We start from the raw sequence: 22,884 nt of genomic DNA, 5'->3' as shown, positions 1-22,884 counted from the left end.
TTTTTGTTTATTGTTTTTTTTCATATTCACACTTTTTTTTTTTTCAAAGAGAAGTAGGCATAGGAGGTGTAGGAAGACCTCTGGGGGTTGGAGTTGGGTAAAAGGGACAGCATTGGGGGCGGGAGCGGCGACGGCTACCGGGACGTCGCCGTCGCCGCTCCCGCCGCCAAGGTGAGCGGGAAGCTCTGGGCCGGTCAGGTCGCCGTGGTCTACGGGACGGCGAGCGGGCTGAACCCCGCCAAGCACCAGGTGATCAGCCAGAACACCGCGGGCGTCCCCGGCGCGGCGGAGGCGGACGACGAGTTCGGCGACCAGGTCGCCGCCGCAGACCTCAACCGCGACGGCTACAGCGACCTCGTGGTCGGCGCCCCGCGCGAGAAGGTCGGCAGTTACCCGGACGCGGGCACGGTCGTCATCGTCTGGGGCTCCAAGAGCGGCCTGTCCGGCGGCACGACGGTGAAGAACCCGCTGTCGTACGCCGGAAGCTACTTCGGCATGGGCCTCGCGGCCGCCGACTTCACCGGTGACGGCAAGCCGGACCTGGCGGTCTCGACGCAGGGCCGCACGGGCGAAGCCTCCTGGCGGATCCGGCTGATCCGCGGCCCGTTCGCCAAGTCGGGCAGCACCGGCAAGGCGTCCGAGTACGCCCCGGGCATCGACCGGCCCGCCCTCACCGCGGGCCGGGTCGACGGCGACAACAGGGCCGACCTCGTGGCCACCGGCAGCAAGGCCAATCGCTACCAGCTCGGCTCCGCCGTCTACTACCGGGGCACCGCCTCCGGCATCACCAAGGCGGCGACCCTGCGGCCCGCCGGGACGGCGGCGATCGGCGACCTGAACAAGGACGGCTACGGCGACATCGCGCTCGGCAACCCCGAGGACCCGGCCGCCGAGCCCTCGGCCTCCACCGGCGGCAGGATCGACGTCGTCTACGGCACGTCGTCCGGTCCGAGCACCACCCGGCGCGTCACGCTCACGCAGAACTCCGCGGGGGTCCCGGACTCCTCCGAGACCGGGGACCGCTTCGGCCAGGCCCTCGCGATCGGCGACTACGACAAGGACGGGTACGGGGACCTCGCGGTCGGCGCGCCGGGCGAGTCCTTCGGCGACGCCGTCGACGTCCGGACGTGGGCCGGGGCGGTCACCCTGCTCCGGGGTACGGCCTCCGGCGTCACCACGGCCCGGTCGGTGTTCCTCACGCAGGACAGCCCCGGTGTGCCCGGCGCGACGGAGATGAACGACGCCTTCGGCCACCGCCTCCTGGCCTCCGACGTGAACCGCGACGGCCGTGCCGACCTCACCGTCGTCGCCGACGGGGAGAACGACCCCGAGGGTGCCGCCTGGTTCCTCCCGGGTGCCGCGTCCACGCTCTATTCGACGACGGCCTCGACCGGCTTCGGCCCGGCCAAGGTGGGGCTTCCGGCGCGCACCTACACGGCGTTCGGATACAGCCTGGCGGGCTAGCCTCCCGGCCGCACCCCGCGGTTGAAGCGGAAGAGGTCGCCGGGGTCGAGGGCCGCCTTCAGGCGGGCGAGGCGTTCGGCGTCCGGCGCCGGGTGGCCGGAACGGAACTGGGCGGGGGTGGCCCCCGCTCCGTCGCCGTAGACGAAGGTCATGCAGCGCCCGGCCGTCCGGTCGGCCACCTCGGCCAGGACGCGGCGCTGCACCGCCCGGACCGGCTCCATCTCCGGCGCTGCCGCCGAGATCACCCGCAGCAGGAACCGCCCGTCGCGGTGGCCGGTCGCGCCCGGCACGGCGGGCGGCCGGGACAGGGCGCCCCCGAGGTGGCGCAGGTCGACGACGGTGCCGGCGGCCGCCGCGAGGACCCGGCGCAGGGCGGCCGCGTCGACGTCGCGCAGTACGGCGTTGTCGGCGGCGTAGGCGTGCGGCCGCGGCGGGTCGCGGTGGATGGCGCCCGACTCGGTGTACGGCACGGGCCGCAGGTCGTCGGTCGTACGCGGCCCGGTCGCGCGCAGCGGCGCCACCAGGCGTTCGCCCTCCGCCGCCGGGCCGTTGAAGGCGATCCGCACCGAGGCGAGGTGCCGTCCCCCGGGCCCGGCCGGGACCAGGGCCACCGAGGACGTCAGCTCCTCGGGCACCTCCCGGGTCCAGCGCAGGTACGCCTCCAGCGCCTCCTCCGTCGCCCCCGCCGGGAAGACCAACTGCCCGCCGTACAGCGCCGGCACGGGCAGCAGCCCGATCTCCATCCCCGTGACCACGGCCAGGCCGTGGCCGGCGCCGCGCAGCGCCCACGAGAGTTCCGGCTCGGTCCGGGCGGTGACGTGCCGGGCCCGGCCGTCCGCCGTGACGACGTCGAAGGCCCGTACGTGGTCGCAGGCCCAGCCGTACTGGCGCGCCGTCAGGCCCAGTCCGCCGCCGAGGGTGTAGCCGACCGCGCCCACGTCCGGCGAGGAGCCGCTCGGCGGCGCCAGCCCGAAGGGCGCGGCTGCCGCGACGACGTCCGCCCAGCGGGCACCCGCCCCGACGTACGCGGTGCCCGCCACCGGGTCCACCCGGACCGCGCGCATGCGGCGGGTGCTGATCAGCACACCCCGGTCGGCGGCCACGGACAGGCCGTGCCCGGTGGCCTGGACGGCGACCGGCAGCGCGCGGGCCGCCGCGTGGACCACCGCCGCCCGGACGTCCTCGGCGGTCCGGGCGGCCACGATCAGGTCCGGGCGGTGGAGACGGGCGGTCTGGAAACCGGAGCGCTCGGCGTCGTAGTCCGCGTCGTCCGGGGTGATCAGGGTGTCCTCGTGCGTGTTCGTCCTCATGGGGACGACGCTAGGAGCGCTTGAGGACACATCCTGTCCCCAGGCTGTGGAAATCTCGGCGCATGACGACGGACCGCCCGACGATGCCCGCCCGGATGCTGCGGCTGCTCTCGCTGCTGCAGAGCCGCCGCACTTGGTCCGGCGCCGAGCTCGCCGGCCGGCTGGGCGTGACCGGCCGCACCGTGCGCCGGGACGTCGACCGGCTGCGCGAACTGGGCTACCCCGTGCACGGCACCACGGGAACGGCCGGTGGCTACCGCCTGGCCTCCGGCCGCGACCTGCCGCCCCTGCTGCTGGACGACGACGAGGCGGTGGCGATCGCCGTCGGACTGCGCACGGCCGCCGCGGGCGGTGGTGTGGCGGGCATCGAGGAGACGTCGGTACGCGCCCTGGCCAAGCTGGAGCAGGTGCTGCCCGCGCGGCTGCGGGCCCGGGTCGCCGCCGTCGGCGCGGCCACCTTCCGCGTCCCGGTCGGGCAGCCCGTCCCGGAGGCCGATCCGGACGCACTGGCCGTCCTCGCCGCCGCGTGCCGCGACCACGAGGTGGTGACCTTCGACTACCGCGGCCGCGCCGCCGCCGTCCCGCAGCGGCGCCGTGCCGAGCCGCACAGCCTCGCGACCGCGTACGGGCGCTGGTACGTCATCGCCTACGACACCGACCGCGCGGGCTGGCGGGTGTTCCGGCTGGACCGGCTCACCGGCCCCGCCCCCGTCCACCGCCGCTTCACCCCGCGCGACCTGCCCGGCGGCCCAGGTACCGACCCCGCCGCGTACCTCGCCGCGACGCTGACCGCCGCCCCCTACCGCTTCACGGCCGCGGCCACGGTCGGCGCCCCGGCCGCCGAGGTGCTGGCCCGCCTCCCGGCGCCGCTGCCCGGGCGGGTGACGCCGCTGGACGAGGGCCGCTGCCGCGTGACCTTCGGCGCGGACTCGCCGGACCTGATCACGCACGACCTCGTGGCGCTGGCCGGGCTCCCCGTCGTCCTCGACGAGGACACCCCGGCCGCGCTCCGCGCCCATCTGCGGGACGTCGGGCGCGCGCTCGCGGCGATGTGAACGGTTGGGTGGTTGAGCGGTTGAGCGGTTGCCGGGGGAGTGGGGAGCTACCCGGCGGCGGTCGTGGGCTGCTCCACGACGTTGCGGCCACCGAGCGGCGCCATCCTGCCCGGGTGCTCGGGCTGCTGGCCCGGCATGAGCCCGGTGCCGGACGCCGGGGCGGAGGTGTGCGCGGGGGTGTGCGCGGGTGTGTGGGCCGCCGTGTGGGCCGCCGTGTGGGCCGCCGTGTGGGCCGACGCGTGCGCGGGGGCCGCGTGGGTGGGAGCCGCGTGGGCGCCGCCGGACTGCTGCGCGGCACCCGGCGCGATCGCCATCGGGGCGGCGGAGGAGGGCACCGCCGCGGTGACCGCACGGCTCGCCTCGGTCTTCGGGTGCTCGTCCTTGTCGGGCGCGTGGCTCACCCCGAAACGGGTCCGCAGATGGTGCCCGGCCGCCTCGTCGAGGCTCACCGGCCGCTGCAGCCGCACCGCCAGCCGGCTCGCCTCACGGCCCAGCGCCGCGAGGTCCTCCCACCGCAGGTGCACGACGAGCGGCAGTTCCGCCTCGCCGTCGGGGAGCGCTTGAAGGCCCTGGAAGGGGACGTTGCTCTGAGCGTTCATCGGCCGGTCCTCACCATCGGCTGCAGTGCGGTACGCCAGGGGATACGCACCTCGGCACGGGAACGTTCAGCGGCGCCCCCGCCGCGCCCGCCGCGCGGCGGGGATGATGGGACCGTGCGCACCCTCGGGATCGACCTGGCCGCGAGCCCCAGGACGACCGCGGTCGCGGTCGTCACCTGGCCCGGTGACGGCACGGCCGTCGTCTCCCCGCCGCTGCTGGGGTGCGCCGACGACGTGCTCACTGACCTGCTGTGCGGACTGGAGCCGGGGGAACGGGCCGGGGTGGACTGCCCCTTCGGCTGGCCGATCCCGTTCGTCGAGGCCGTCGCCGCGCATGCGGCGGGCACGCCGTGGCCCGGGCGGGGCACCGACGCCTCCGCGTACCGGGCGACCCTGCGCCACCGCCGCACCGACGTCCTGACCCACGGGGAACTCGGCGGCCGGTGGCCGCTGTCCGTCGCCTTCGACCGGCTGGGCGCCACCGCCGCCCGCTGGGCCCACCTCGCCGACGAACTCGCCGCCCGCGACCACCCGGTCGCCCGTGACGGCTCCGGTCGGATCGCCGAGGTGTACCCGGCGGCGTCCCGCAGACGATGGGGCCTCGGTCCCGAGCGCTCGACGGCCGAACTCCGCGCGGCCGCCCCCTGGCTGCGGTGCGGCCCGGCCGAACGCGCCGCGTACGACGGCAGCGAGCACGCCTTCGACGCACTGGTCGCCGCCCTCGCCGCACGGGCCGTCCAGCGCGGACTCACCCGCGGTCCCGCCGGCCCGCAGGAGATCCACGCGGCCGCCGTCGAGGGCTGGATCCACCTCCCCGCTGAGGGCACGCTCCCGGCCCTGCCGTGAGCCCGGGTGCGGACCGCAGGGTGGGCGCGGCGACGTGACCGGGGTGGCTTGGGTGCGCACTCAACGGCGCCGCCACAGGTTGTACTTGGGCAACGGCGCTGCGCCCGAGCCGCCTGGCCCTGGCCCGGGCGCCGCCCGCTCAGTGGAGGCGGATCGCGAGGGTGACGACCGCGCCGACCGGGCCCGTGGCGATGGTGAGGTGGTCGGTGACCAGGCGGGCGAGCCACAGGCCGCGCCCGCAGCGGGAGTCGAGGCCGGGCAGCAGCTCGGGGATGACGGCGGCGCTGAAGCCGGGGCCGGCGTCGGTGATCCGGGCCTGCACCTCGCCGTCGGTACGGCGCAGCATCAGGCGGCCGCGGCCGCCGCCGTGGGTGATCGCGTTGGAGGCCACCTCGTTCACCGCGAGGACGAATTCGCCGCGGCGTGCCGCCGGAAGCCCCGCCCACATCGCGAACTCCTCGGCCAGTACCCGCAGTCGGGGCAGCTCGCCCTCCGTGAAGTCGCGTTCCAGCCAGCAGCCCCCGGCGGCCGGATCGCCGGCGGAGGGTTCGTGCAGCTCCTCCAGCATCAGCCGCTCACCTCGATCAGTGTCAGCCCCGGCAGGGACGCCGCGCCCAGGGTGCGCAGCAGCGTCAGGTGGAAGGCAGAGCAGCGGATCTCCACCCGCACCCCCCGCTCCCCCGCGGCGGCCACCAGCGTCAGGAGTTCCGTCGCGCAGCCGACGCCGAGGAAGTGCAGGTCGCGCAGGGCCAGGACGAGCCGCCCGCCCTCCGTGGTCCGCCGCAGCGCGTCCTCGACCATGCCGTGGAACCGTTCCCGCGTGCTGAGGTCGGCCTCGCCGAGCAGCCGCAGCAGGCCCTCGGTGTGCGTCGCGTACAGCGCGCCGAGCCGGGTCAGCAGGTTGCGCGGGTGGGCCTGCGCCATCGCGTCGAGCACGTCCCCGGTGAACCACCGGCGGTCGTAGGCGCAGATCTCCGCGTACGGCCGTCCGGTGAAGAGGTGGTCGGCGTGGGTCTCGCGGTGCACCATCGCGTCGATGGGCGCGCCCATGTCGCGCACCCAGTGCATGTCGATGTACGCGCGCAGGCCCGCGTACCCGTCGCGGACCGCGCGGTCCGTCTCCTCGGCGAGCCGGCCCTGCTGCCGCACCGCCGTGAACGCGGGGTCCGGACGGATCAGCTCGCGCATGCTGCTCAGCACGAGTTGCCCGCGCCGGTGCGCCGACTCCACCCGTGCGTCGGCGTCCCCGGGCTGCCCGGCGTCGTCGGCCGGACCCAGGTGGCCGAGCACCTCCCGGTCCGGCACGCCGGGGGCGGCGAAGACCATGACCCGCTCGCCGGCCGCCAGCCCGAGCCGTGCGAACGCGGCCAGGACGTCCCAGCGTGTGTCGTCGCCGTCGTAACTGACGAACGCGTGGTCGCCGGGCCGCATCCGCTGCACCGGCACGACCCGCACATCCGCGGCAGGCATCGGTCCTCACCCCCTGGTTTCCGAGCTGCCGAGGGTAGGAGCGCGCACCGCGGGACCGCCAGGCGGGACCGACTCTGCCCGGGATCGCGCGGGGAGCGATCGCGGGCACGCCGGAGCTGCCCGGAAGCGCCCGTCCGTCAACGTGATGTGACGGACGGGCGATCAACGCACCGGCCGTCCGGACCCCGGCCCGGCCGTTCTGCGTGACGTCACCCGGATGCGCCGTGAAGCCGATGTTCCCGTCCCTGCCGTGGTCCAGTAGGGAACGGAGGTCCCGCCCCACCAGCAGGCAGAGGCGGCCCGTGCCAAGCTGGGGTCCGTCAGGTCTGTGGCGTGCGTCACATGCGGTGATCCCGCTTCTCGCCGGTCGGGCGGCGTCGGCCGAGGACGCCACGGGCGGCGTACGCGCGCCGCCCGACCGCCGGGCGAGGGCCGGTGAACGGCGTGGGGACCGTCGGATCGGCCGTGGGAAGGAGGTGGCGGCGACGCCCCGCCGGGCCCGGCACGACTGTGAGAGCGGCCACGTGCCCCCCTTTCGGCGGGCTGCGGGGATTAAGCACCGGTAAACTCCCTGTTCGCCATTTGTGACGCCGGGTGAAGGACCCGGACCGCGGGCCGTCCGGTCAGGACGGGCGCGGTACGGGGATGCCGGGCGTGCGCCAGTCGCGGGGACGGTCCCGCGCGCCGGGACACCGTGGTCCCCGGCCGGCCGGGCGAGGGGCTCCGGCGCCGCAGTGGTCCTGAGTTTTGGAGGGTTTGACATGCGTCTGTCTCTGGCCGTGAGCGACCGGAACAAGGTGCCCGGCGTGTCCGCGGCGGCACCACCGACCCCCGGCTCGTCCGAGCCGGGGAGCACCGTATGACCCTCGTCGAATCGCCCTTCCCGCTCCTCGAGGACCCCGCGCCCGCCGGTGTCGCCGGCACCTCCGGCGTCCTGTGCCCCGCGCGGGCGGTCTTCCGGGCCGGCGACGCCGCCCCCGGGCGCACCCTGCTCGGGGTCCTGGCCGCCACCGCCCGGGCGCACCCCACCGCACCCGCCGTCGACGACGGCACCACGACGCTGAGCTACCGGGCCCTGGCCGCCGCGACCGAGCGCCTGCGCCGCCGTCTGGCGGAGTCCGGCATCGGCGCCGGCGACCGGGTGGGCGTACGGGTGCCCTCGGGCACCGCCGACCTGTACGTGGCGGTCCTCGCCGTGCTCTCCGCGGGCGCCGCCTATGTGCCGGTCGACGCCGAGGACCCCGAGGAACGCGCCCGGCTGGTCTTCTCCGAGGCGGAGGTGTGCGCCGTCATCGGCGAGCACCTCACGATCACCCCGTGCGCCGAGCCCCGCGGCACCGTCGGCCGCCGTCCCGGGCCGGACGACGACGCATGGATCATCTTCACCTCCGGTTCCACCGGCAAGCCCAAGGGCGTCGCCGTCACCCACCGTTCGGCCGCCGCGTTCGTGGACGCCGAGGCCCGGCTCTTCCTCGCCGAGGAGCCGCTGGGACCCGGCGACCGGGTGCTGGCCGGGCTCTCGGTGGCCTTCGACGCCTCCTGCGAGGAGATGTGGCTGGCGTGGCGGCACGGCGCCTGTCTGGTGCCCGCGCCGCGCTCCCTCGTCCGCACCGGGCTGGACCTCGGCCCCTGGCTCGTCGAGCAGGGGATCACGGTCGTCTCCACCGTGCCCACGCTGGCCGCGCTGTGGCCCGTCGAGGCGCTGGACGACGTCCGCCTGCTGATCTTCGGCGGCGAGGCCTGCCCGCCGGAACTGGCCGAACGGATGGCCGTCGAGGGGCGCGAGGTGTGGAACACCTACGGCCCGACCGAGGCCACCGTCGTCGCCTGCGCCGCCCAGCTCACCGGCGAGGGCCCGGTCCGCATCGGACTGCCCCTGGACGGCTGGGAACTGGCCGTCGTGGACGCCCACGGCGAACCGCTGCCCATGGGCGCGACCGGCGAGCTGGTCATCGGCGGGGTCGGCCTCGCCCGCTACCTGGACCCCGCCAAGGACACCGAGAAGTACGCGCCGCTGCCCGCCCTCGGCTGGGACCGCGCCTACCGCAGCGGCGACCTGGTCCGCGCGGACGCGGAGGGCCTGGTCTTCGTCGGCCGCGCCGACGAGCAGGTCAAGCTCGGCGGCCGCCGCATCGAACTGGGCGAGATCGACGCCGCGCTGCAGGCGCTGCCCGCCGTCGCCGGCGCGGCCGCCGCCGTCCGCACCACCAAGGGCGGCAACCAGATCCTGGTCGGCTACGTCGCGGTGACCGGTGACTTCGACCAGGCCGACGCGCTCGCCCGGCTCCGCGAGGCGCTGCCGGCCGCCCTCGTCCCGCTGCTCGCCGTCGTGGACACCCTGCCCACCCGGACCTCGGGCAAGGTCGACCGGGACGCGCTGCCCTGGCCGCTGCCCGGGCTCGACGCGCCCGCCGCGGAACTGGGCGGCACCGAGGGCCTGCTCGCCGGCCTGTGGGGCGAGCTACTCGGCGCGCCGGTGACCGGGCCGGACGCCGACTTCTTCGCACTCGGCGGCGGCAGCCTGACCGCCGCCCGCCTCGTCTCGCAGCTGCGCACCCGCTACCCCGCGGCCGCGGTCGGCGACGTCTACCAGCACCCCACCCTCGGGGCGCTCGCCGCCCGCCTGGACGAGGCCGACGCCCGCCGCGCCGCCGCGCGCCCCGTACGGCCGGTGCCCCGGCGCGCTGCCGCGGTCCAGCTGGCGCTGATGCTCCCGCTGTTCGTCCTGGCCGGACTGCGCTGGGGCGTCGTGGCGGCCGCGATCGGCAACGCGCTGCGCCTCCTCGGCCCGTTCCCGTGGGTCCCGGCCGTCTCCTGGTGGTGGGTGCTGGCCGGCTGGGCGCTGCTCATCAGCCCCGCCGGACGGGTCGCCGTCTCCGCTGGCGGCGCCCGGCTGCTGCTGCGCGGGGTGCGCCCGGGCACCTATCCGCGCGGCGGGGCGGTGCACCTGCGTCTGTGGGCCGCCGAACGCCTCGCGCAGGTCAGCGGCGCCGGCAACCTCACCGGTGCCTGGCTGAGCCACTACGCCCGCGCGCTGGGCGCCAAGGTCGGCGACGGCGCAGACCTGCACTCCCCGCCGCCGGTCACCGGCATGCTCAAGCTCGGCAAGGGCAGCGCCGTGGAGCCCGAGGTCGACCTGTCCGGGCACTGGCTCGACCGCGACCTGCTGCACATCGGCAAGATCCGCGTCGGGGCGGGCGCCACGGTCGGCTCCCGCAGCACCCTGCTGCCCGGCGCCCGGATCGGCAAGCGCGCCGAGATCGCCCCCGGTTCCGCGGTCGTGGGCGCCGTCCGGGCCGGGCAGCGCTGGGGCGGCGTGCCCGCCGTCCGCACCGGCAAGGCCCCGCACCGCAGTTCCGACTCCCGGCCGCCGAGACGGCTGCGCTGGTCGGCGGCGTACGAGGCGACCGCCTTCGCCCTGGACCTGCTGCCCGCGGTGTCGGCGCTGCCCGCCCTGCTGGTGCTGGCCCGGTTCCTGCGCGGCGCCGGCGCCGCGCCGCTGCCCGCCGCGCTCGCGGCCGTGCCCCTGGCCACGCTCGCCTGGCTGCTGACGTACGCGCTGCTGGTGCTGGCCGGGGTGCGGCTGCTGGGCGTCGGGCTGCGCGAGGGCCACCACCCCGTGCACGGCCGTGTCGCCTGGCAGGCGTGGACGACGGCCCGGCTCATGGACCGGGCCCGCGCGCACCTGTTCCCGCTCTACGCCAGCCTGCTGACGCCGGTGTGGCTGCGGGCGCTCGGCATGAAGGTCGGCCGCCACGTAGAGGCGTCCACCGTGCTGGCGCTGCCGACGATGACCACCGTCGGCGACGGGGCCTTCCTCGCCGACGACACCATGGTGGGCAGCTACGAGCTCGGCGGCGGCCTGATGCGCATCGCGGAGGCCCGGATCGGCAAGAAGGCCTTCCTCGGCAACTCCGGCATGACCGCCCCCGGCCGCTCGGTGCCGAAGAACGGCCTGGTCGGCGTGCTCTCGTCGACGCCCAAGGGCGCCAAGGCGGGCAGCTCCTATCTCGGCATGCCGCCGATGAAGCTGCCGCGCGTCCCTGAGACGGGCGACCGCAGCCGCACCTTCGCACCGCCCCGGCGGCTCGTGCTGGCCCGCGCGGCCGTCGAGTTGTGCCGGGTCGTCCCCGTGATGTGCGCGGTCGCGCTGGTGGTGCTGGTGCTCGCCGGGTACGCGGCGGTGGCCGACCGGTACGGGGCGCCCGTGGCGCTCGCCGCCGGCGGGGCGCTGCTCGCGGGCGCCGGTGCGGTCGCCTGCGCGGTGGCCGTGGTGATGAAGTGGCTGCTGGTCGGGCGGGTGCGGACGGGTGAACGGCCGCTGTGGAGCTCGTTCGTGTGGCGCAACGAACTGGCCGACACCTTCGTCGAGGTGCTGGCCGTGCCGTGGCTCGTCGGCGCGGTCGGCGGCACCCCGCTGATGAACGTGTGGCTGAGGTGCCTGGGGGCGCGGATCGGACGCGGCGTATGGTGCGAGACGTACTGGCTGCCGGAGGCGGACCTGGTCCGGGTCGGGGACGGCGCGACCGTCGGCCGCGGCTGCGTGGTACAGACACACTTGTTCCACGATCGGATCCTGCGGATGGACGAGGTCGTACTCGGGGAGGGCGCGAGCCTCGGCCCGCACGGCATCGTGCTGCCCGGGGCCACGGTCGGGGCCCGGAGCGCGATCGGTCCCGCCTCGCTGGTCATGCGGGGCGAGAGCGTGCCCGAGGGCACCCGCTGGCTCGGCAACCCGATCTCCGCCTGGCACACAGAGGGGGCCCGCACAGGGTGAGCAACGGCAAGCGCGTGCGTGGCGGGGCCGCCGTCCCCGCCACGCCCGGGGCGGAGGTGTCCGCGGACACCTACTTCCCCGAGCACGGCAACGGCGGCTACCGGGTCACCCACTACGACCTGGAACTGGAGTACCGCCCGGCGGCCAACCGCCTCTCGGGCCGGGCCCGGATCTCCGCGCTGGCGGACCGGGCCCTTTCCGCGTTCAGCCTCGACCTCGGAGCCTTCCGTCTCGACCGGGTCCTCGTCGACGGGCGCCCCGCCCGCTACACGCACCGCGCGGGGAAGCTCCGCATCAAGCCCGCGAAGGCGCTGCCCGAGGGCCCGTTCGCGGTCGAGGTCCGCTACGTGGGCAACCCGAGGCCCGTCCGTTCCCGCGACTGGGGGGAGCTGGGCTGGGAGCAGCTGGAGGACGGCGCGCTCGTCGCCAGCCAGCCGATCGGCGCGCCCTCCTGGTTCCCCTGCAACGACCACCTCGGCGACCGGGCGGGCTACCGGATCACGGTGACCGCGCCCTCGCCGTACACGGTCGTCGCCAACGGCAGCCTGGAGTCGTACCGGGTGGGCGCCTCCACGACGACCTGGGTGTACGACCAGCCGCGGCCGATGCCGCCGTACCTGGCGACCGTGCAGATCGGCCAGTACGAGCTCATCGACCACCTCGGCGGTGCCGTACCCCAGCCGGCCGCCGTCCCGCCGCGCCTGACCGCCGACTTCGACCACGACTTCGGGCGCCAGCCGCGGATGATGGAGGTGTTCGGCGAGCTCTTCGGGCCCTACCCCTTCGGCGAGTACGCGGTCGTCGTGACCGACGAGGAGCTGGAGGTCCCGGTCGAGGCGCACGGGCTGTCCGTCTTCGGCAGCAACCACCTGGACGGCCGCCGCGGCTTCGAACGCCTCGTCGCCCACGAACTCGCCCACCAGTGGTTCGGCAACAGCCTCGCCCTCGCCGACTGGCGGCACATCTGGCTCAACGAGGGCTTCGCCGCGTACGCCGAATGGCTGTGGGCCGAGTCCTGCGGCGAGGCGCCCGCCGCCCGCAACGCGGCCCGCGCCCACGCCAGGCTCGCCGCCCAGCCCCAGGACCTGCGGCTGGCCGACCCCGGTGCCCGGAACATGTTCGACGACCGGGTGTACAAGCGCGGCGCCCTCACCCTGCACGCGCTGCGCACGGTCATGGGCGACCCGGCGTTCTTCCGGCTGCTGCGGGCCTGGACCGCCGCCCACCGCCATGGCACCGTGACCACCGGGCAGTTCACCGCCCTGGCCCAGGAGCACACCGACCGGCAGCTGGAGGCGCTGGTCTTCCACCCGTGGCTGCACGGGACGCGGCTGCCACGCCTGCCGATCGGGGGAGCATGAGCGACGCGCACACGGACGGGGCGGGATCGGCGTCCACCGGCGGCCGGGCTGCCCGTTCTGCATGAAGCTGCGGGCGCAACTGCTGTTCACGCGGCTGCGCCACACCACGGTCGACATCCGGCGCGATCCGGACGCCGCCGCCTTCGTGCGCTCCGTGGCGGACGGGAACGAGACCGTGCCGACCGTCACCGTGGCGGGGCGGCCCCTGGTCAACCCCTCGTTGCGGCAGCTCAAGGGGGCGGTCAGGGCGTACGCCCCGCACCTTCAGGCGAAGCGGGACACGTAGCGGCGCTGCCAGGGCGTCTCCACCGCGCGCCGGGCGTAGTGCTCCCGGACGTAGGCGACGGCCTCACCGGACGGCACCCCGTCCAGCACCGCCAGGCACGCCAGGGCCGTCCCCGTACGGCCGAGTCCGCCGCCGCAGGCGACCTCCACCCGCTCGTCCGCAGCACGCCGCCACGCCGCGCGCAGCGCCTGGGCGGCGTCCGCACGGTCCGCTGGCAGCCGGAAGTCCGGCCAGCGCACCCAGCGGCCCTCCCAGGCCACCGCCGGGGGTTCGTGGCCCAGCAGGTACAGCCCGAACACGGGGACGGGACCGGCCGGCAGCGGCTTCCGCAGCCCCCGTCCGCGCACCAGCCGCCCCGACGGCAGCCGCAGCACCCCCGGGGCGCCCGGCTCCCAGCCGGTGGCGGGCTCAGCGCCCATGGCCGCCGCACGCCGCCGGGTAGAGCACGGCGCCCGCCAGCCCGCCGCCGTCCGCGGCGTCCGCCGCCAGGCCGGACAGGCGCAGGCACGCCTCGGCGGTGGCGTCCACGGGAGGGCACTCGACGCCCACGGCGCCGACCGCGGTCACCGAGCCGTCGTGGTGGAGTTCGCCGCCGGAGGACGGCGCGGGCAGCCCGCCCTGCAGGATGCCGAGGGCGACGATCGCGCCCGACGCGCCCGAGGCCTCACGGATGTCGAAGCGCCAATGGGCGTCGCTCGCTTTGAGGAGGTATTTCCCGGACCTCCCGCATTCCGCCAGGGAATCCCGGCGGGCACGGACGAGTTCGGCTATCGCGCAGCACAACGGTGCGTCATGTCCGGCCGTCGTGCGGAAGCGGCTGAAATCGGCGAGCGGCGCGGACCGCATCGCGCCGTCGAGGAGGACGACCGCCGACTCCCGTGCGTGCGGATGGCCCTGCTCGGCGATGTCCAGCAGGAAGGGGGCCGCGACCACGGCACCGGGGAGCACCTCGCCGGTGCGTCCGCGCAGCAGGGAACTGCTGGTCAGGGCCGCCACGGCGGAGGCGACCCCATCGAGGTCGCGGGCCGCGGCCAGTGCCCTCAGCCCGGCCGCGGGGTCGGGCCGTTCGGCCCGCGCCCCGTCCTGGGCGTCGGCGGTCCGAGGGCGCGGCCGCGGCGTGGGAATGGCATTCCAATTGACGGCGTCGATCTCGGTGAGCAGCATCCGCACATGATTCCACCCGCTCCGGAATTTCGGGGTTCCGCATGCGGGACAAGCGTTCGGGCGGCTATGCTCCGCCGCCTCAAGCGGTATGACGCAGATACAGCGCGCCGCAACTGTGGCAGAAGGGCTGCGCCGCCGGCGTCCCCCACACGTCCTCCGCCTGCACGGCCGCGGCGGGGGAGAGCTCCCGCCCGCACAGCCCCGTCGCGGCGCCGTCCTCCACCATGTGCCACGCCCTCAGCGGGCTTCCGTCGGCAGGGCCGCCGTCCTCGGTGTCGTACTCGGCGCGCATCTCGTACACGGGCATCGTGGTGCCTCCGGGTCGGTCATGCCCTTCTTGGTGCCGGTAGTCCAGTATGTCCGGGCTCCGCCCGCGCGGCGATCGCAGCCCCACACGGGCGGGACGTACCGCAGACGGCGGGCCCGGGGCTCGGCCCGTCGTACGACCGGCCCGGGCGGGAGGGCGTGCGCGGACCGGCGCGGCGGCGTCCCGGCGGCCACCGGCCGTCGCCGGCGTCACTGTGGGCCCCGCCGGGCCCGCCGGTGCCCCGGGCGCCGATTGACAGGCCGGGACCGGCGTCCTTGAGTGAGGGGCGCCAGGCAGGAGCCTCAGGGGGAAGCGTCATGCCGAGCCACAGCCAGCCGCCCGCACCGCAGCCGCCACTGCCCGGAGTGCCGCCCGAGCGGCTGTGCGGGGAACTGCTCGGCGCGAGCGACGCCGCCGCGGGCGCGGGGGACCTCGCGACCGCCGCGGTCCACGCACGTACCGCCGCGATGCTGGCGGCCTCGGCGGGGCTGCCGGCGCTGTTGCGCGCCGCGCAGTGGCAGCAGGGCCGGCTGGCGCTGCTCGCCGGCGACCGGGAGGCCGCGGACGGCTGGTTCCGGCAGGCCGGCCCTTCCGGCGCCGCCGCGCCCGCCGGCCCTTCCGGCGCCGCCGCGCCCGCCGGCCCTTCCGGGGCCGACGCCGGGGGCGCCCGGCTGTGGGCGCGCTTCCGCCGCGGCCCGCGCGCACCGGAACGGCCCGCGCCGCCACCGGTCCGCCCCGCCGCGCCGCTGCTGGCGGTGGGCCTGCTCGGCTCGCTCAGCGTCAGCGTCGACGGCGTTCCGGCCGAGGGCTGGCACGGCCACCGCACCCGTTCCCTGCTCGCCTTCCTGCTCACCCACCGCGACCCCTGGCCGCACCGGGAGACGCTGATGGACGCCTTCTGGCCGGACTCGGCCCCCGGGGCGGCGCGCAACAGCCTCGGAGTCGCGATGCACCAACTGCGCCAGACGCTGGGCACCGCGACCGGTGAACCCGTGGTCGTCTTCCGCTGCGGTGCCTACCGGCTCGGTCCCGGGCTCGGCCTCTGGCTGGACTGCGACGAGTTCGACCTGCTGCTGCGCACCGCCCGGGAGGCGGAGGACCGGGGCGACCGCAGCGGCGCGGCCGAGGAGTACGAGCGGGCGCTCGCCCTCTACCGGGGCGAGTTCCTCGCCGAGTCGCCGTACGAGGAGTGGACCGTCCTGCACCGGGAGCGGCTGCGGCTGGCCCACCTCGACGCCCTCGCCCGGCTGAGCGAACTGCACTTCACCGCGGGCCGCTACGCCCCGTGCGCCGAACTCTGCCGTCGCCTGGTCGCGTTGGACCCGTGCCGGGAGACCGCGCACCGACGGCTGATGCGCTGCCTGAGCCGGATCGGCCAACCGCACCTGGCCATCCTCCAGTTCCGGGCCTGCGTGCGGACGCTGCGCGAGGACCTCGGCGTGCCGCCGCAGCGCGAGACCGTCGAGCTCCACCAACGGCTGCGCGACGACCTGCCGGTGTGAGCGGCGCGCCCGCGCTTATCGCGTCGCGGCCGCCGGGTTAAGCGACGGCACGGCGGCCGGTTAAGCGCGGTGCGGAAGAACGGACGCCGAGCGCGGCGGCGACCCGCCGCCGCGCCGGCGCCCACCTCGCAGGGGAGAGAACATGACCGCACAGCCCGAACTGGGGAACCCCGTCCTCGGCCTCGACGCGCGCGACATCCAGGTGACGGACAACGACGCCATCCCGTCCGGCCTGGTCCTCACCGCGTCCCTGCCGATCACGGTCAGCGTGACCTTCGAGGTCGGCGGCGTGACGTTGCCGTTGCTGCACGACACGCCCTTCAGGGTGACCTACGCCTTCGCCTCGCTCTCCGGAACCAGCGACGTCACGCGCTCGGTGGACGGGCGCCTGGTCACACGGCCGGCGCCCGCGAAGACGGTGTACAGCGGCGCCGACACCGACGTCGTCCTCCCGGCCGGAACGCTGCGGCCCGGGCTCTACCAGGTCTCGGCGATGGTCCAGTTCCCCGGTGCCCGGGGCATGGGCGCCTTCACCACGCTGCCGGTGATCGAGGTCGTCGAGGGGCCGTGAACGAGGACGAGCTGACCCGGATCGACGGCGTCGGTGCGACCACCGCGCGCCTGCTGGCCGCCGCCGGGATCCGTACGTACGCCGAGCTGTCGGCCGCGTCCACGGACGAGGTGATCGCCGCGGTGCGCGACCTGCGCGTGGTCTCCGCGATCCGGGTCGAGCAGTGGCGCAAGGACGCCGCGGAGCTGGCCTCGGCGGTCCCGCCGCCGGGGCCGGCGCCGGCGGCGGAGTCGGCGGACGCCGGGTACGAGAGCTTCGTGCTGCGGGTCCGGCTGGACCGGGGGCGGATCCGGGCGACGGAGATCCGCAGGGTGCGCACCGGGGAGACCCGGCACTGGCCGGAGTGGGACGCCGGGGCGCTGCTCGCCTGCGTCCTGGGCCGCCCGGCCGGTCCCGGTCCTGGTTCCGTTCCCGATCCCGTCCCCGGACCCGGACGGGCGACCGGGACCGGGGGCGGGGGCGGGGACGACGGTGGTCCCCGTGCCGGCGTCGCCCCGCCGGTCACGCTGCTGGCCGAGCCGCTGCTGGCGGTCGCGGGCGGCGCCGTACGGCCGGGGGTGCCGTTCACGCTGGACGTCACGCTGGCCCTGCCCCCGGCCACCGGTCCCGGGGCGTGCTTCGCGTACTACGCGGCCGTCACCGCGAGCCCGGGCGGCGAGGGCCGTCGCGTGCTGGCGGACGACCGGGGCGTGCTGCGGGCGGGCGATCCGGTCGTACGGCTGTCGCTGCCCGGCCTGCCGCCGGGCACCCACCGTCTGGGGATCGCGGTGAGCCTGCGCGAACCCGGCGGCCACCGTCCCAGCGCGCTGGCGGCCACGGTGGACGGGCTCGTGCTCACCGTGTGACGTACCACCGCGTCACGCGGCCGAGTCCGTGTCCTCGTCCCACTCGACACCGATCTCCCGCAGCCAGCGCCGGTCCTCCGGGCCCGGAGGACCGGGCGGCCCGGCCAACGGCTGCGGGGGGCCGGCGAGTTCGGCGCCGGTGAGCGACACCCCGCCCTTGCCGCCCGCGTGCGCGACGCTCTCGTCACCGCGTTCGAGGACCAGGAGTTCGTAGTGGGGCGGCCACCGCAGCAGGATCCGCCGTCGGCAGACCGGGCAGTACCACTCCTCGGCGCCGGAGCTCCTCGTCCCCGCCAGCCGCATCTCGTGGGTCTCGCTCATGCTCGTCTCCGTCCGCGCGAAGGGCACAGGGGAGGGCGGCGAACCGCCCCGCGTACCGGGTTGATGCCCGATCCGCCCCGATCAACCCCGGTTGTACGGGCGCCTCGTGTGACCGGCGGACGACGGGCCGTCACCGGTTTCGTCACCCTTCGTGACCGGAGAAGTTCCCACCGCATGAATCGAGTCCGAAATTAGGGGATTTCACCCTATGTATTGACTGCGGGGAGTAATGGAACTTAAGGTTCATGTCAGGGGATGCTCCTATGAGCCGCATCCCGTCCGACATTTCACGTCTGTGATGGTGCGTCCGCACCCGAGGCCCGGACGCACCCCCCGTCGCACCCGTGCCACGCGCACCGGCCGGTGCGACCCGCGCCGGGTCCCCCACGACCGGCGCCCACGTTCCGCATGTCGAAGGGAACGACCATGCGCGTCACGAGCACGACCATCCGCCGGATCGCCGCAGCGGCACTCGCGGCACCGATCCTCGCCCTCGTCGGAGCCGGCGCGGCCGGCGCAGCGCCGCAACAGGCTGCCCCCGCCTCGCACCAGTCCGTCGTCACCCACGGGGACGGCTGCTGGGGCTACGGCGACTGGGGTTACGGATGGCGTTACGGCCATCACCTCCACGACGGCTGTGGCTACGGCGGCTACGGCGGCTACGGCGGTTATGGAGGCTACGGAGGCTACGGCTACGGAGGTTACGGCTACGACAACGGCGTCGTCGTGGTGGTGCTGTAACCGTCAGTGAATCCGCACCCGCCCGGCGCCCGTCACGGCCACACCAGGCAGTACAGCTGGTGCCCGCTCTCGTGACAGCGCTGGGCGAAGTCCTGCCACTCGTGCAGCATCGTGTAGATCACGAACGCGTCCCGCGGCCCGCGGCGGTCGGGGACGGTGGACCAGATGAAGGCAGCGGCACCGAGGGCCTCCTCGTCGGCCTTGCGCAACGGCTCGACGACGGAGTGGGGCAGCTTGACGACGGCGTAGTCGGGGTGGAGCACGACGAGTTCCAGCGGCGGGACCTTGGCCGGGGGTATGCCCTCGATGCCGGTCAGCACCATGGCGGCCATGGTCTCCGGCTTGACCTTGGTGTACATCCCCTGGCCCAGCTCGTCGCCGCCGAGTTCCTCGGGTCGCATCGAGATGGGGACCCGCGCGGCGGTCGCACCATCGGGTGCGCCGAAGTACTTGTAGGTCACCCCCACTCGGCCACCCCTGCTCCCGCTTTTCTCAACGGCCCTGTCGCGCTCTTTCGGCGGCCGGCGGCGCCGACCGGTGGGGCGGGCGTGCTCCGCGTCGGGGTCGTCCGCCCCGCCGCCCACGTCACCGCGTTCGCCACCGCGCTGCATTCCACTACCCGACCATCCGCAGACCCAACCGCGCAACCCGATCATCGTCTCAGATGCACGGTCGATACCTCGTCGCGCAACGCCCGGCATTTGAGAGCATGTGCTTGTGAGCTATCCGTACGCCTACGAAGCGCCAGTTTCTCAGACCTTGTTCGATCGAGCAGCCGCCGTGACCCCTGGTGGGGTGAACAGCCCGGTACGCGCCTTTCGTGCCGTGGGCGGTACGCCCCGGTTCATGGTGTCCGGAACGGGTCCTTACCTGAAGGACGCGGATGGTCGCGAATACGTCGACCTCGTCTGCTCGTGGGGGCCGATGATCCTCGGCCACGCCCACCCCGAGGTGATCGCCGCCGTGCAGGCGGCGGTTGCGCGGGGTACGTCCTTCGGCACGCCCGGTGAGGGCGAGGTGGAACTGGCCGAGGAGATCGTGGCGCGCGTCGCGCCGGTGGAGCAGGTGCGGCTGGTCTCCTCCGGCACCGAGGCCACGATGTCGGCGATCCGGCTGGCACGCGGGTTCACGGGCCGGGCCAAGGTGATCAAGTTCGCGGGGTGTTACCACGGTCATGTGGACGCCCTGCTGGCCGCCGCGGGTTCCGGGGTTGCCACTTTCGGGTTGCCCGACACCCCCGGGGTGACGGGCGCGCAGGCCGGGGACACGATCGTGCTCCCCTACAACGACCTGGGGGCCGTACGGGCCGCGTTCGCCGCCCACCCCGGTGAGATCGCCTGCGTGATCACCGAGGCGTCGCCCGGCAACATGGGCGTCGTGCCGCCGGCCGAGGGCTTCAACCAGGGCCTGGCGGACCTCTGCCGGGAGAACGGCGCGCTGTACGTCTCCGACGAGGTCATGACCGGCTTCCGCGTGTCGAGGGCCGGCTGGTACGGCATCGACGGCGTCCGCCCCGACCTGATGACCTTCGGCAAGGTGATGGGCGGCGGCTTCCCCGCCGCGGCCTTCGGCGGCCGTGCCGACGTGATGGCGCACCTCGCGCCCGCGGGCCCGGTCTACCAGGCGGGCACGCTCTCCGGTAACCCGGTGGCCACCGCCGCGGGCCTGGCCCAGCTGCGGTTGCTGGACGACGCGGTGTACGGGGCGGTGGACTCCGTCGCCGCCGAGGTCTCGGGCCTGGTGACCGCCGCGCTCTCCAAGGAGGGTGTGACGCACACCCTGCAGACCGCGGGCAACATGTTCTCGGTGTTCTTCACCGGGGACCGGGTGACGAACTACGACGAGGCCAGGCAGCAGGAGGCGTTCCGCTTCACGGCCTTCTTCCACGCGATGCTCGCCCAGGGCGTGTACCTGCCGCCCTCGGCCTTCGAGTCCTGGTTCGTGTCGTCGGCGCACGACGGCGCCGCCATCGAGCGGATCGCGGCCGCCCTGCCGGCCGCCGCCCGCGCCGCAGCGGAGGCCACCGCATGAGCGAGATCACCGTCGTCCACCTGATGCGGCACGGCGAGGTGGAGAACCCCAGCGGCGTGCTCTACGGGCGCCTGCCCGGCTACCACCTGTCCGACCTGGGCCGGAAGATGGCCGACCGGGTCGCCGAGCACCTCGCGGGCCGTGACATCACTCACGTCGTCGCGTCCCCCCTGGAGCGCGCCCAGGAGACCGCGGCGCCGATCGGCGCCGTCCTCGGCCTGGACGTCGCGAGCGACGGGCGGCTGATCGAGGCGGACAACGTCTTCCAGGGCAAGACCTTCGGCGTCGGCGACGGCGCGCTCAAGCGCCCCGCCAACTGGAAGCACCTGGTCAACCCGTTCCGGCCGAGCTGGGGCGAGCCGTACGCGGACCAGGTCGTGCGCATGACGGCCGCGCTGGAGGCGGCCCGGGACGCGGCACGCGGCCACGAGGCGGTGTGCGTGAGCCACCAGCTGCCGATCTGGATCGTGCGCAGCGCCGTGGAGCAGCGGCGCCTGTGGCACGACCCGCGCAAGCGGCAGTGCACCCTGGCGAGCCTGACGTCCTTCACGTTCGAGGACGACCGGATCGTCTCCGTCGGCTACGCCGAGCCCGCCCGCGACCTGGTCCCGGCGCATCTGCTGGCCGGGGCGAAGCCGGTCAAGGGCGGCAGCAAGGGCTTCGGCGCCTGACGACCGCCTCCCGCCGGTTCCGGAGGGCACCGGTCACGCGGACCGGTGCCCTCCGGCACGCTCCGTGACGGCCGCCGCCGCGTGGCCCGATCCGGTGCCCCGCCCGGTGAATTCGTGCACCCCGCGAAGGAACCCGCCGTGCGCGCACGGCATCTAGCGCGGTGAGCGGGGGCGACGCACGGGGATTGGGGCGCGGAATGCGGGAGATCAGCCGACGAGGGGTACTGGGCCTTGCGGCCGGAGCGGCCGCCGTCGGGCTGGCGGGCTGCGCCGGGGAGGGCCCCGGCGGCCGGCACGTCGGCCAGGGGCCGTCGGTGTCGCCCTCCCCGTCCGCCGGCGGCCCGCAGGGGCGGCCCTCCCCGTCCCCGTCGGTGCGGACGATCGGCGACGGCTCGACGGCCGACACCGGGCCGCAGCCCCATCAGCCCGCCGCGGAGCGCCTGGAACCCGGCCAGACGCCACCGCAGTTCGTGATCTTCTCCTGGGACGGGGCGGGCGAGCTGGACAACGGGCTCTTCGAACGGTTCCGCAAGCTCGCGGGCGAGCACGGGGCGACGATGACCTTCTTCCTCTCCGGCGTCTACCTGCTCCCCGAGTCGAAGAAGAGGCTCTACAAGCCGCCGCGCAATCCCGTCGGCGCCTCCGACATCGGCTACCTCACCGACGCCCACGTCCGCGCCACCCTGCAGCAGTTGCGGCTGGCCTGGCTGGAGGGCCATGAGATCGGCACGCACTTCAACGGCCACTTCTGCGCGGGAGCGGGCTCGGTGGGCCGCTGGAGCCCGGCCGACTGGCGCAGCGAGATCGAACAGGCCGTCGGCTTCGTGGAGAACTGGCGCACCCACACCGGCTTCACCGACCTGCCCCCGCTGCCCTTCGACTACCGCAAGGAGCTGATCGGCGGCCGTACGCCCTGCCTGCTGGGCCAGCGTTCGCTGCTGCCCACCGCCGCCCGCCTGGGCTGGCGGTACGACGCCAGCGGGCCGGGCGGCCTGCAGGTGTGGCCGGGCAAGAGCCACGGGCTGTGGGACCTGCCGCTGCAGGCGGTGCCCTTCCCCGGCCGCTCCTTCGAGGTGCTGTCGATGGACTACAACATGCTGGCCAACCAGTCGGTGAACTCCACGCGCGGCAACCCCGCCCACTACCCGGCCTGGCGACGGCAGGCCCGCGACGCCTACCTGGGGGGCTTCCGCCGGGCGTACGAGACCAACCGCGCGCCGCTGTTCATCGGCAACCACTTCGAACAGTGGAACGGCGGGATATACATGGACGCCGTCGAGGACGCGCTGCGGCGGATGGCCGACCACCGGGACGTGCGCCTGGTGTCGTTCCGACAGTTCGTGGACTGGCTGGACGCGCAGGACCCGGCGGTGCTGGCGAAGCTGCGCACCCTCGGCCCGGGGCAGCGCCCCGCGGGCGGCTGGCGCCGCTTCCTCGCGCAGGAACGTTCCTCCGTGTCCCCCTCCACCACGCCCTCCTCCACGCCCTCCTCCTCTTCCTCCCCCTCCTAGACCGATCCGCCCGTTTCGTCCTGGGGGTGGCGGGCAGGCGAGCCGGTGAACG

Annotated in this window: 22 protein-coding genes; 13 read left to right on the top strand and 9 right to left on the bottom strand. The window is 75.1% G+C overall.

Annotation, left to right across the window (positions count from 1 at the left end; genetic code table 11):
* The first annotated feature begins 87 nt into the window (after positions 1 to 87).
* Positions 88 to 1,464: an FG-GAP and VCBS repeat-containing protein gene (locus PV350_RS03435; protein ID WP_500332776.1), complete on the top strand. Its 1,377-nt coding sequence runs from the start codon at positions 88 to 90 to the stop codon at positions 1,462 to 1,464.
* Here the strand turns inward: PV350_RS03435 and PV350_RS03430 are convergent.
* Positions 1,461 to 2,774 carry an FAD-binding oxidoreductase gene (locus tag PV350_RS03430; protein WP_500332775.1) on the bottom strand — a complete coding sequence of 438 codons (1,314 nt, stop codon included), beginning with the start codon at positions 2,772 to 2,774 and terminating at the stop codon, positions 1,461 to 1,463. The two genes, PV350_RS03435 and PV350_RS03430, sit on opposite strands and share 4 nt — an antisense overlap.
* 62 nt (positions 2,775 to 2,836) lie before the next feature.
* On the opposite strand from PV350_RS03430, the gene PV350_RS03425 reads away from it, so the two are divergent.
* Entirely contained in the window at positions 2,837 to 3,829 is a 993-nt protein-coding gene (locus tag PV350_RS03425) for a helix-turn-helix transcriptional regulator (protein WP_500332774.1), read from the top strand.
* Between the two features lie 47 nt (positions 3,830 to 3,876).
* Here the strand turns inward: PV350_RS03425 and PV350_RS03420 are convergent, their stop codons facing one another.
* Entirely contained in the window at positions 3,877 to 4,428 is a 552-nt protein-coding gene (locus tag PV350_RS03420) for a hypothetical protein (RefSeq protein ID WP_500332773.1), read from the bottom strand.
* 114 nt (positions 4,429 to 4,542) lie between these two features.
* On the opposite strand from PV350_RS03420, the gene PV350_RS03415 reads away from it, so the two are divergent.
* Positions 4,543 to 5,274, top strand: a complete 732-nt coding sequence (locus PV350_RS03415; protein WP_500332772.1) for a DUF429 domain-containing protein — start codon at positions 4,543 to 4,545, stop codon at positions 5,272 to 5,274.
* 139 nt (positions 5,275 to 5,413) lie between these two features.
* On the opposite strand, the gene PV350_RS03410 is transcribed toward PV350_RS03415, so the two are convergent.
* Together PV350_RS03410 and PV350_RS03405 are read right to left on the bottom strand one after the other, a co-directional pair.
* The gene (locus tag PV350_RS03410; protein ID WP_499513292.1) at positions 5,414 to 5,842 is read right to left on the bottom strand and encodes an ATP-binding protein; all 429 of its coding nucleotides are present in this window, start codon (positions 5,840 to 5,842) and stop codon (positions 5,414 to 5,416) included.
* Positions 5,842 to 6,744 carry an MEDS domain-containing protein gene (locus tag PV350_RS03405; RefSeq protein ID WP_500332771.1) on the bottom strand — a complete coding sequence of 301 codons (903 nt, stop codon included), beginning with the start codon at positions 6,742 to 6,744 and terminating at the stop codon, positions 5,842 to 5,844. The genes PV350_RS03410 and PV350_RS03405 overlap by 1 nt, the downstream gene beginning before the upstream one ends.
* Before the next feature lie 859 nt (positions 6,745 to 7,603).
* Here PV350_RS03405 and PV350_RS03400 point away from each other — a divergent pair.
* From PV350_RS03400 to PV350_RS03390, 3 genes are all read left to right on the top strand, one after another.
* Positions 7,604 to 11,521 carry a Pls/PosA family non-ribosomal peptide synthetase gene (locus PV350_RS03400; protein ID WP_500332770.1) on the top strand — a complete coding sequence of 1,306 codons (3,918 nt, stop codon included), beginning with the start codon at positions 7,604 to 7,606 and terminating at the stop codon, positions 11,519 to 11,521.
* Positions 11,518 to 12,882, top strand: coding sequence for a M1 family metallopeptidase (locus PV350_RS03395; protein ID WP_500332769.1), 1,365 nt, complete (start codon positions 11,518 to 11,520; stop codon positions 12,880 to 12,882). The genes PV350_RS03400 and PV350_RS03395 overlap by 4 nt, the downstream gene beginning before the upstream one ends.
* 61 nt (positions 12,883 to 12,943) lie before the next feature.
* Positions 12,944 to 13,168 carry a thioredoxin domain-containing protein gene (locus PV350_RS03390; RefSeq protein ID WP_499513296.1) on the top strand — a complete coding sequence of 75 codons (225 nt, stop codon included), beginning with the start codon at positions 12,944 to 12,946 and terminating at the stop codon, positions 13,166 to 13,168.
* Here the strand turns inward: PV350_RS03390 and PV350_RS03385 are convergent.
* The 3 genes from PV350_RS03385 to PV350_RS03375 all read right to left on the bottom strand — a co-directional run bounded on the left by PV350_RS03385 (position 13,147) and on the right by PV350_RS03375 (position 14,639).
* The gene (locus tag PV350_RS03385; protein ID WP_499513297.1) at positions 13,147 to 13,587 is read right to left on the bottom strand and encodes a protein-tyrosine phosphatase family protein; all 441 of its coding nucleotides are present in this window, start codon (positions 13,585 to 13,587) and stop codon (positions 13,147 to 13,149) included. The two genes, PV350_RS03390 and PV350_RS03385, sit on opposite strands and share 22 nt — an antisense overlap.
* On the bottom strand, positions 13,577 to 14,332 hold the full coding sequence (locus PV350_RS03380) for a hypothetical protein (RefSeq protein ID WP_500332768.1): 756 nt from the start codon (positions 14,330 to 14,332) through the stop codon (positions 13,577 to 13,579). The genes PV350_RS03385 and PV350_RS03380 overlap by 11 nt, the downstream gene beginning before the upstream one ends.
* 79 nt (positions 14,333 to 14,411) lie before the next feature.
* Entirely contained in the window at positions 14,412 to 14,639 is a 228-nt protein-coding gene (locus tag PV350_RS03375; RefSeq protein ID WP_499513299.1) for a hypothetical protein, read from the bottom strand.
* 317 nt (positions 14,640 to 14,956) lie between these two features.
* On the opposite strand from PV350_RS03375, the gene PV350_RS03370 reads away from it, so the two are divergent.
* The 3 genes from PV350_RS03370 (at position 14,957) to PV350_RS03360 (ending at position 17,557) form a co-directional block, all read left to right on the top strand.
* Positions 14,957 to 16,141: an AfsR/SARP family transcriptional regulator gene (locus tag PV350_RS03370; protein WP_500332767.1), complete on the top strand. Its 1,185-nt coding sequence runs from the start codon at positions 14,957 to 14,959 to the stop codon at positions 16,139 to 16,141.
* Positions 16,142 to 16,283: 142 nt separating this feature from the next.
* Entirely contained in the window at positions 16,284 to 16,712 is a 429-nt protein-coding gene (locus PV350_RS03365) for a hypothetical protein (protein ID WP_500332766.1), read from the top strand.
* Positions 16,709 to 17,557, top strand: coding sequence for a DUF4332 domain-containing protein (locus PV350_RS03360; protein ID WP_500332765.1), 849 nt, complete (start codon positions 16,709 to 16,711; stop codon positions 17,555 to 17,557). Before PV350_RS03365 ends, PV350_RS03360 begins: the two co-directional genes overlap by 4 nt.
* 12 nt (positions 17,558 to 17,569) lie before the next feature.
* On the opposite strand, the gene PV350_RS03355 is transcribed toward PV350_RS03360, so the two are convergent.
* Entirely contained in the window at positions 17,570 to 17,878 is a 309-nt protein-coding gene (locus PV350_RS03355; protein ID WP_500332764.1) for a hypothetical protein, read from the bottom strand.
* A gap of 426 nt (positions 17,879 to 18,304) precedes the next feature.
* Here PV350_RS03355 and PV350_RS03350 point away from each other — a divergent pair, with 426 nt between their 5' ends.
* On the top strand, positions 18,305 to 18,619 hold the full coding sequence (locus PV350_RS03350; RefSeq protein WP_499513304.1) for a hypothetical protein: 315 nt from the start codon (positions 18,305 to 18,307) through the stop codon (positions 18,617 to 18,619).
* A gap of 32 nt (positions 18,620 to 18,651) precedes the next feature.
* On the opposite strand, the gene PV350_RS03345 is transcribed toward PV350_RS03350, so the two are convergent.
* Positions 18,652 to 19,230: a hypothetical protein gene (locus tag PV350_RS03345; RefSeq protein ID WP_499513305.1), complete on the bottom strand. Its 579-nt coding sequence runs from the start codon at positions 19,228 to 19,230 to the stop codon at positions 18,652 to 18,654.
* Positions 19,231 to 19,336: 106 nt separating this feature from the next.
* Between PV350_RS03345 and hemL the strand changes: the two genes are divergently transcribed.
* The 3 genes from hemL to PV350_RS03330 all read left to right on the top strand — a co-directional run bounded on the left by hemL (position 19,337) and on the right by PV350_RS03330 (position 22,832).
* Positions 19,337 to 20,650 (top strand): glutamate-1-semialdehyde 2,1-aminomutase, encoded by a 1,314-nt coding sequence (gene hemL, locus PV350_RS03340; RefSeq protein WP_500332763.1) that lies wholly within the window; start codon positions 19,337 to 19,339, stop codon positions 20,648 to 20,650.
* Entirely contained in the window at positions 20,647 to 21,321 is a 675-nt protein-coding gene (locus tag PV350_RS03335) for a histidine phosphatase family protein (protein ID WP_500332762.1), read from the top strand. Before hemL ends, PV350_RS03335 begins: the two co-directional genes overlap by 4 nt.
* A 197-nt stretch (positions 21,322 to 21,518) precedes the next feature.
* A complete protein-coding gene (locus tag PV350_RS03330; RefSeq protein ID WP_499513308.1) occupies positions 21,519 to 22,832 on the top strand; it encodes a polysaccharide deacetylase family protein in 1,314 nt (437 codons plus the stop codon).
* The last annotated feature ends 52 nt before the right edge of the window (positions 22,833 to 22,884 follow it).

The organism is Streptomyces sp. PA03-6a, from assembly GCF_033792765.1.
Classification (GTDB): domain Bacteria; phylum Actinomycetota; class Actinomycetes; order Streptomycetales; family Streptomycetaceae; genus Actinacidiphila.
The sequence above is the reverse complement of the archived record's forward strand: the minus strand, read 5'-3'. Positions and strand labels throughout refer to the sequence as shown.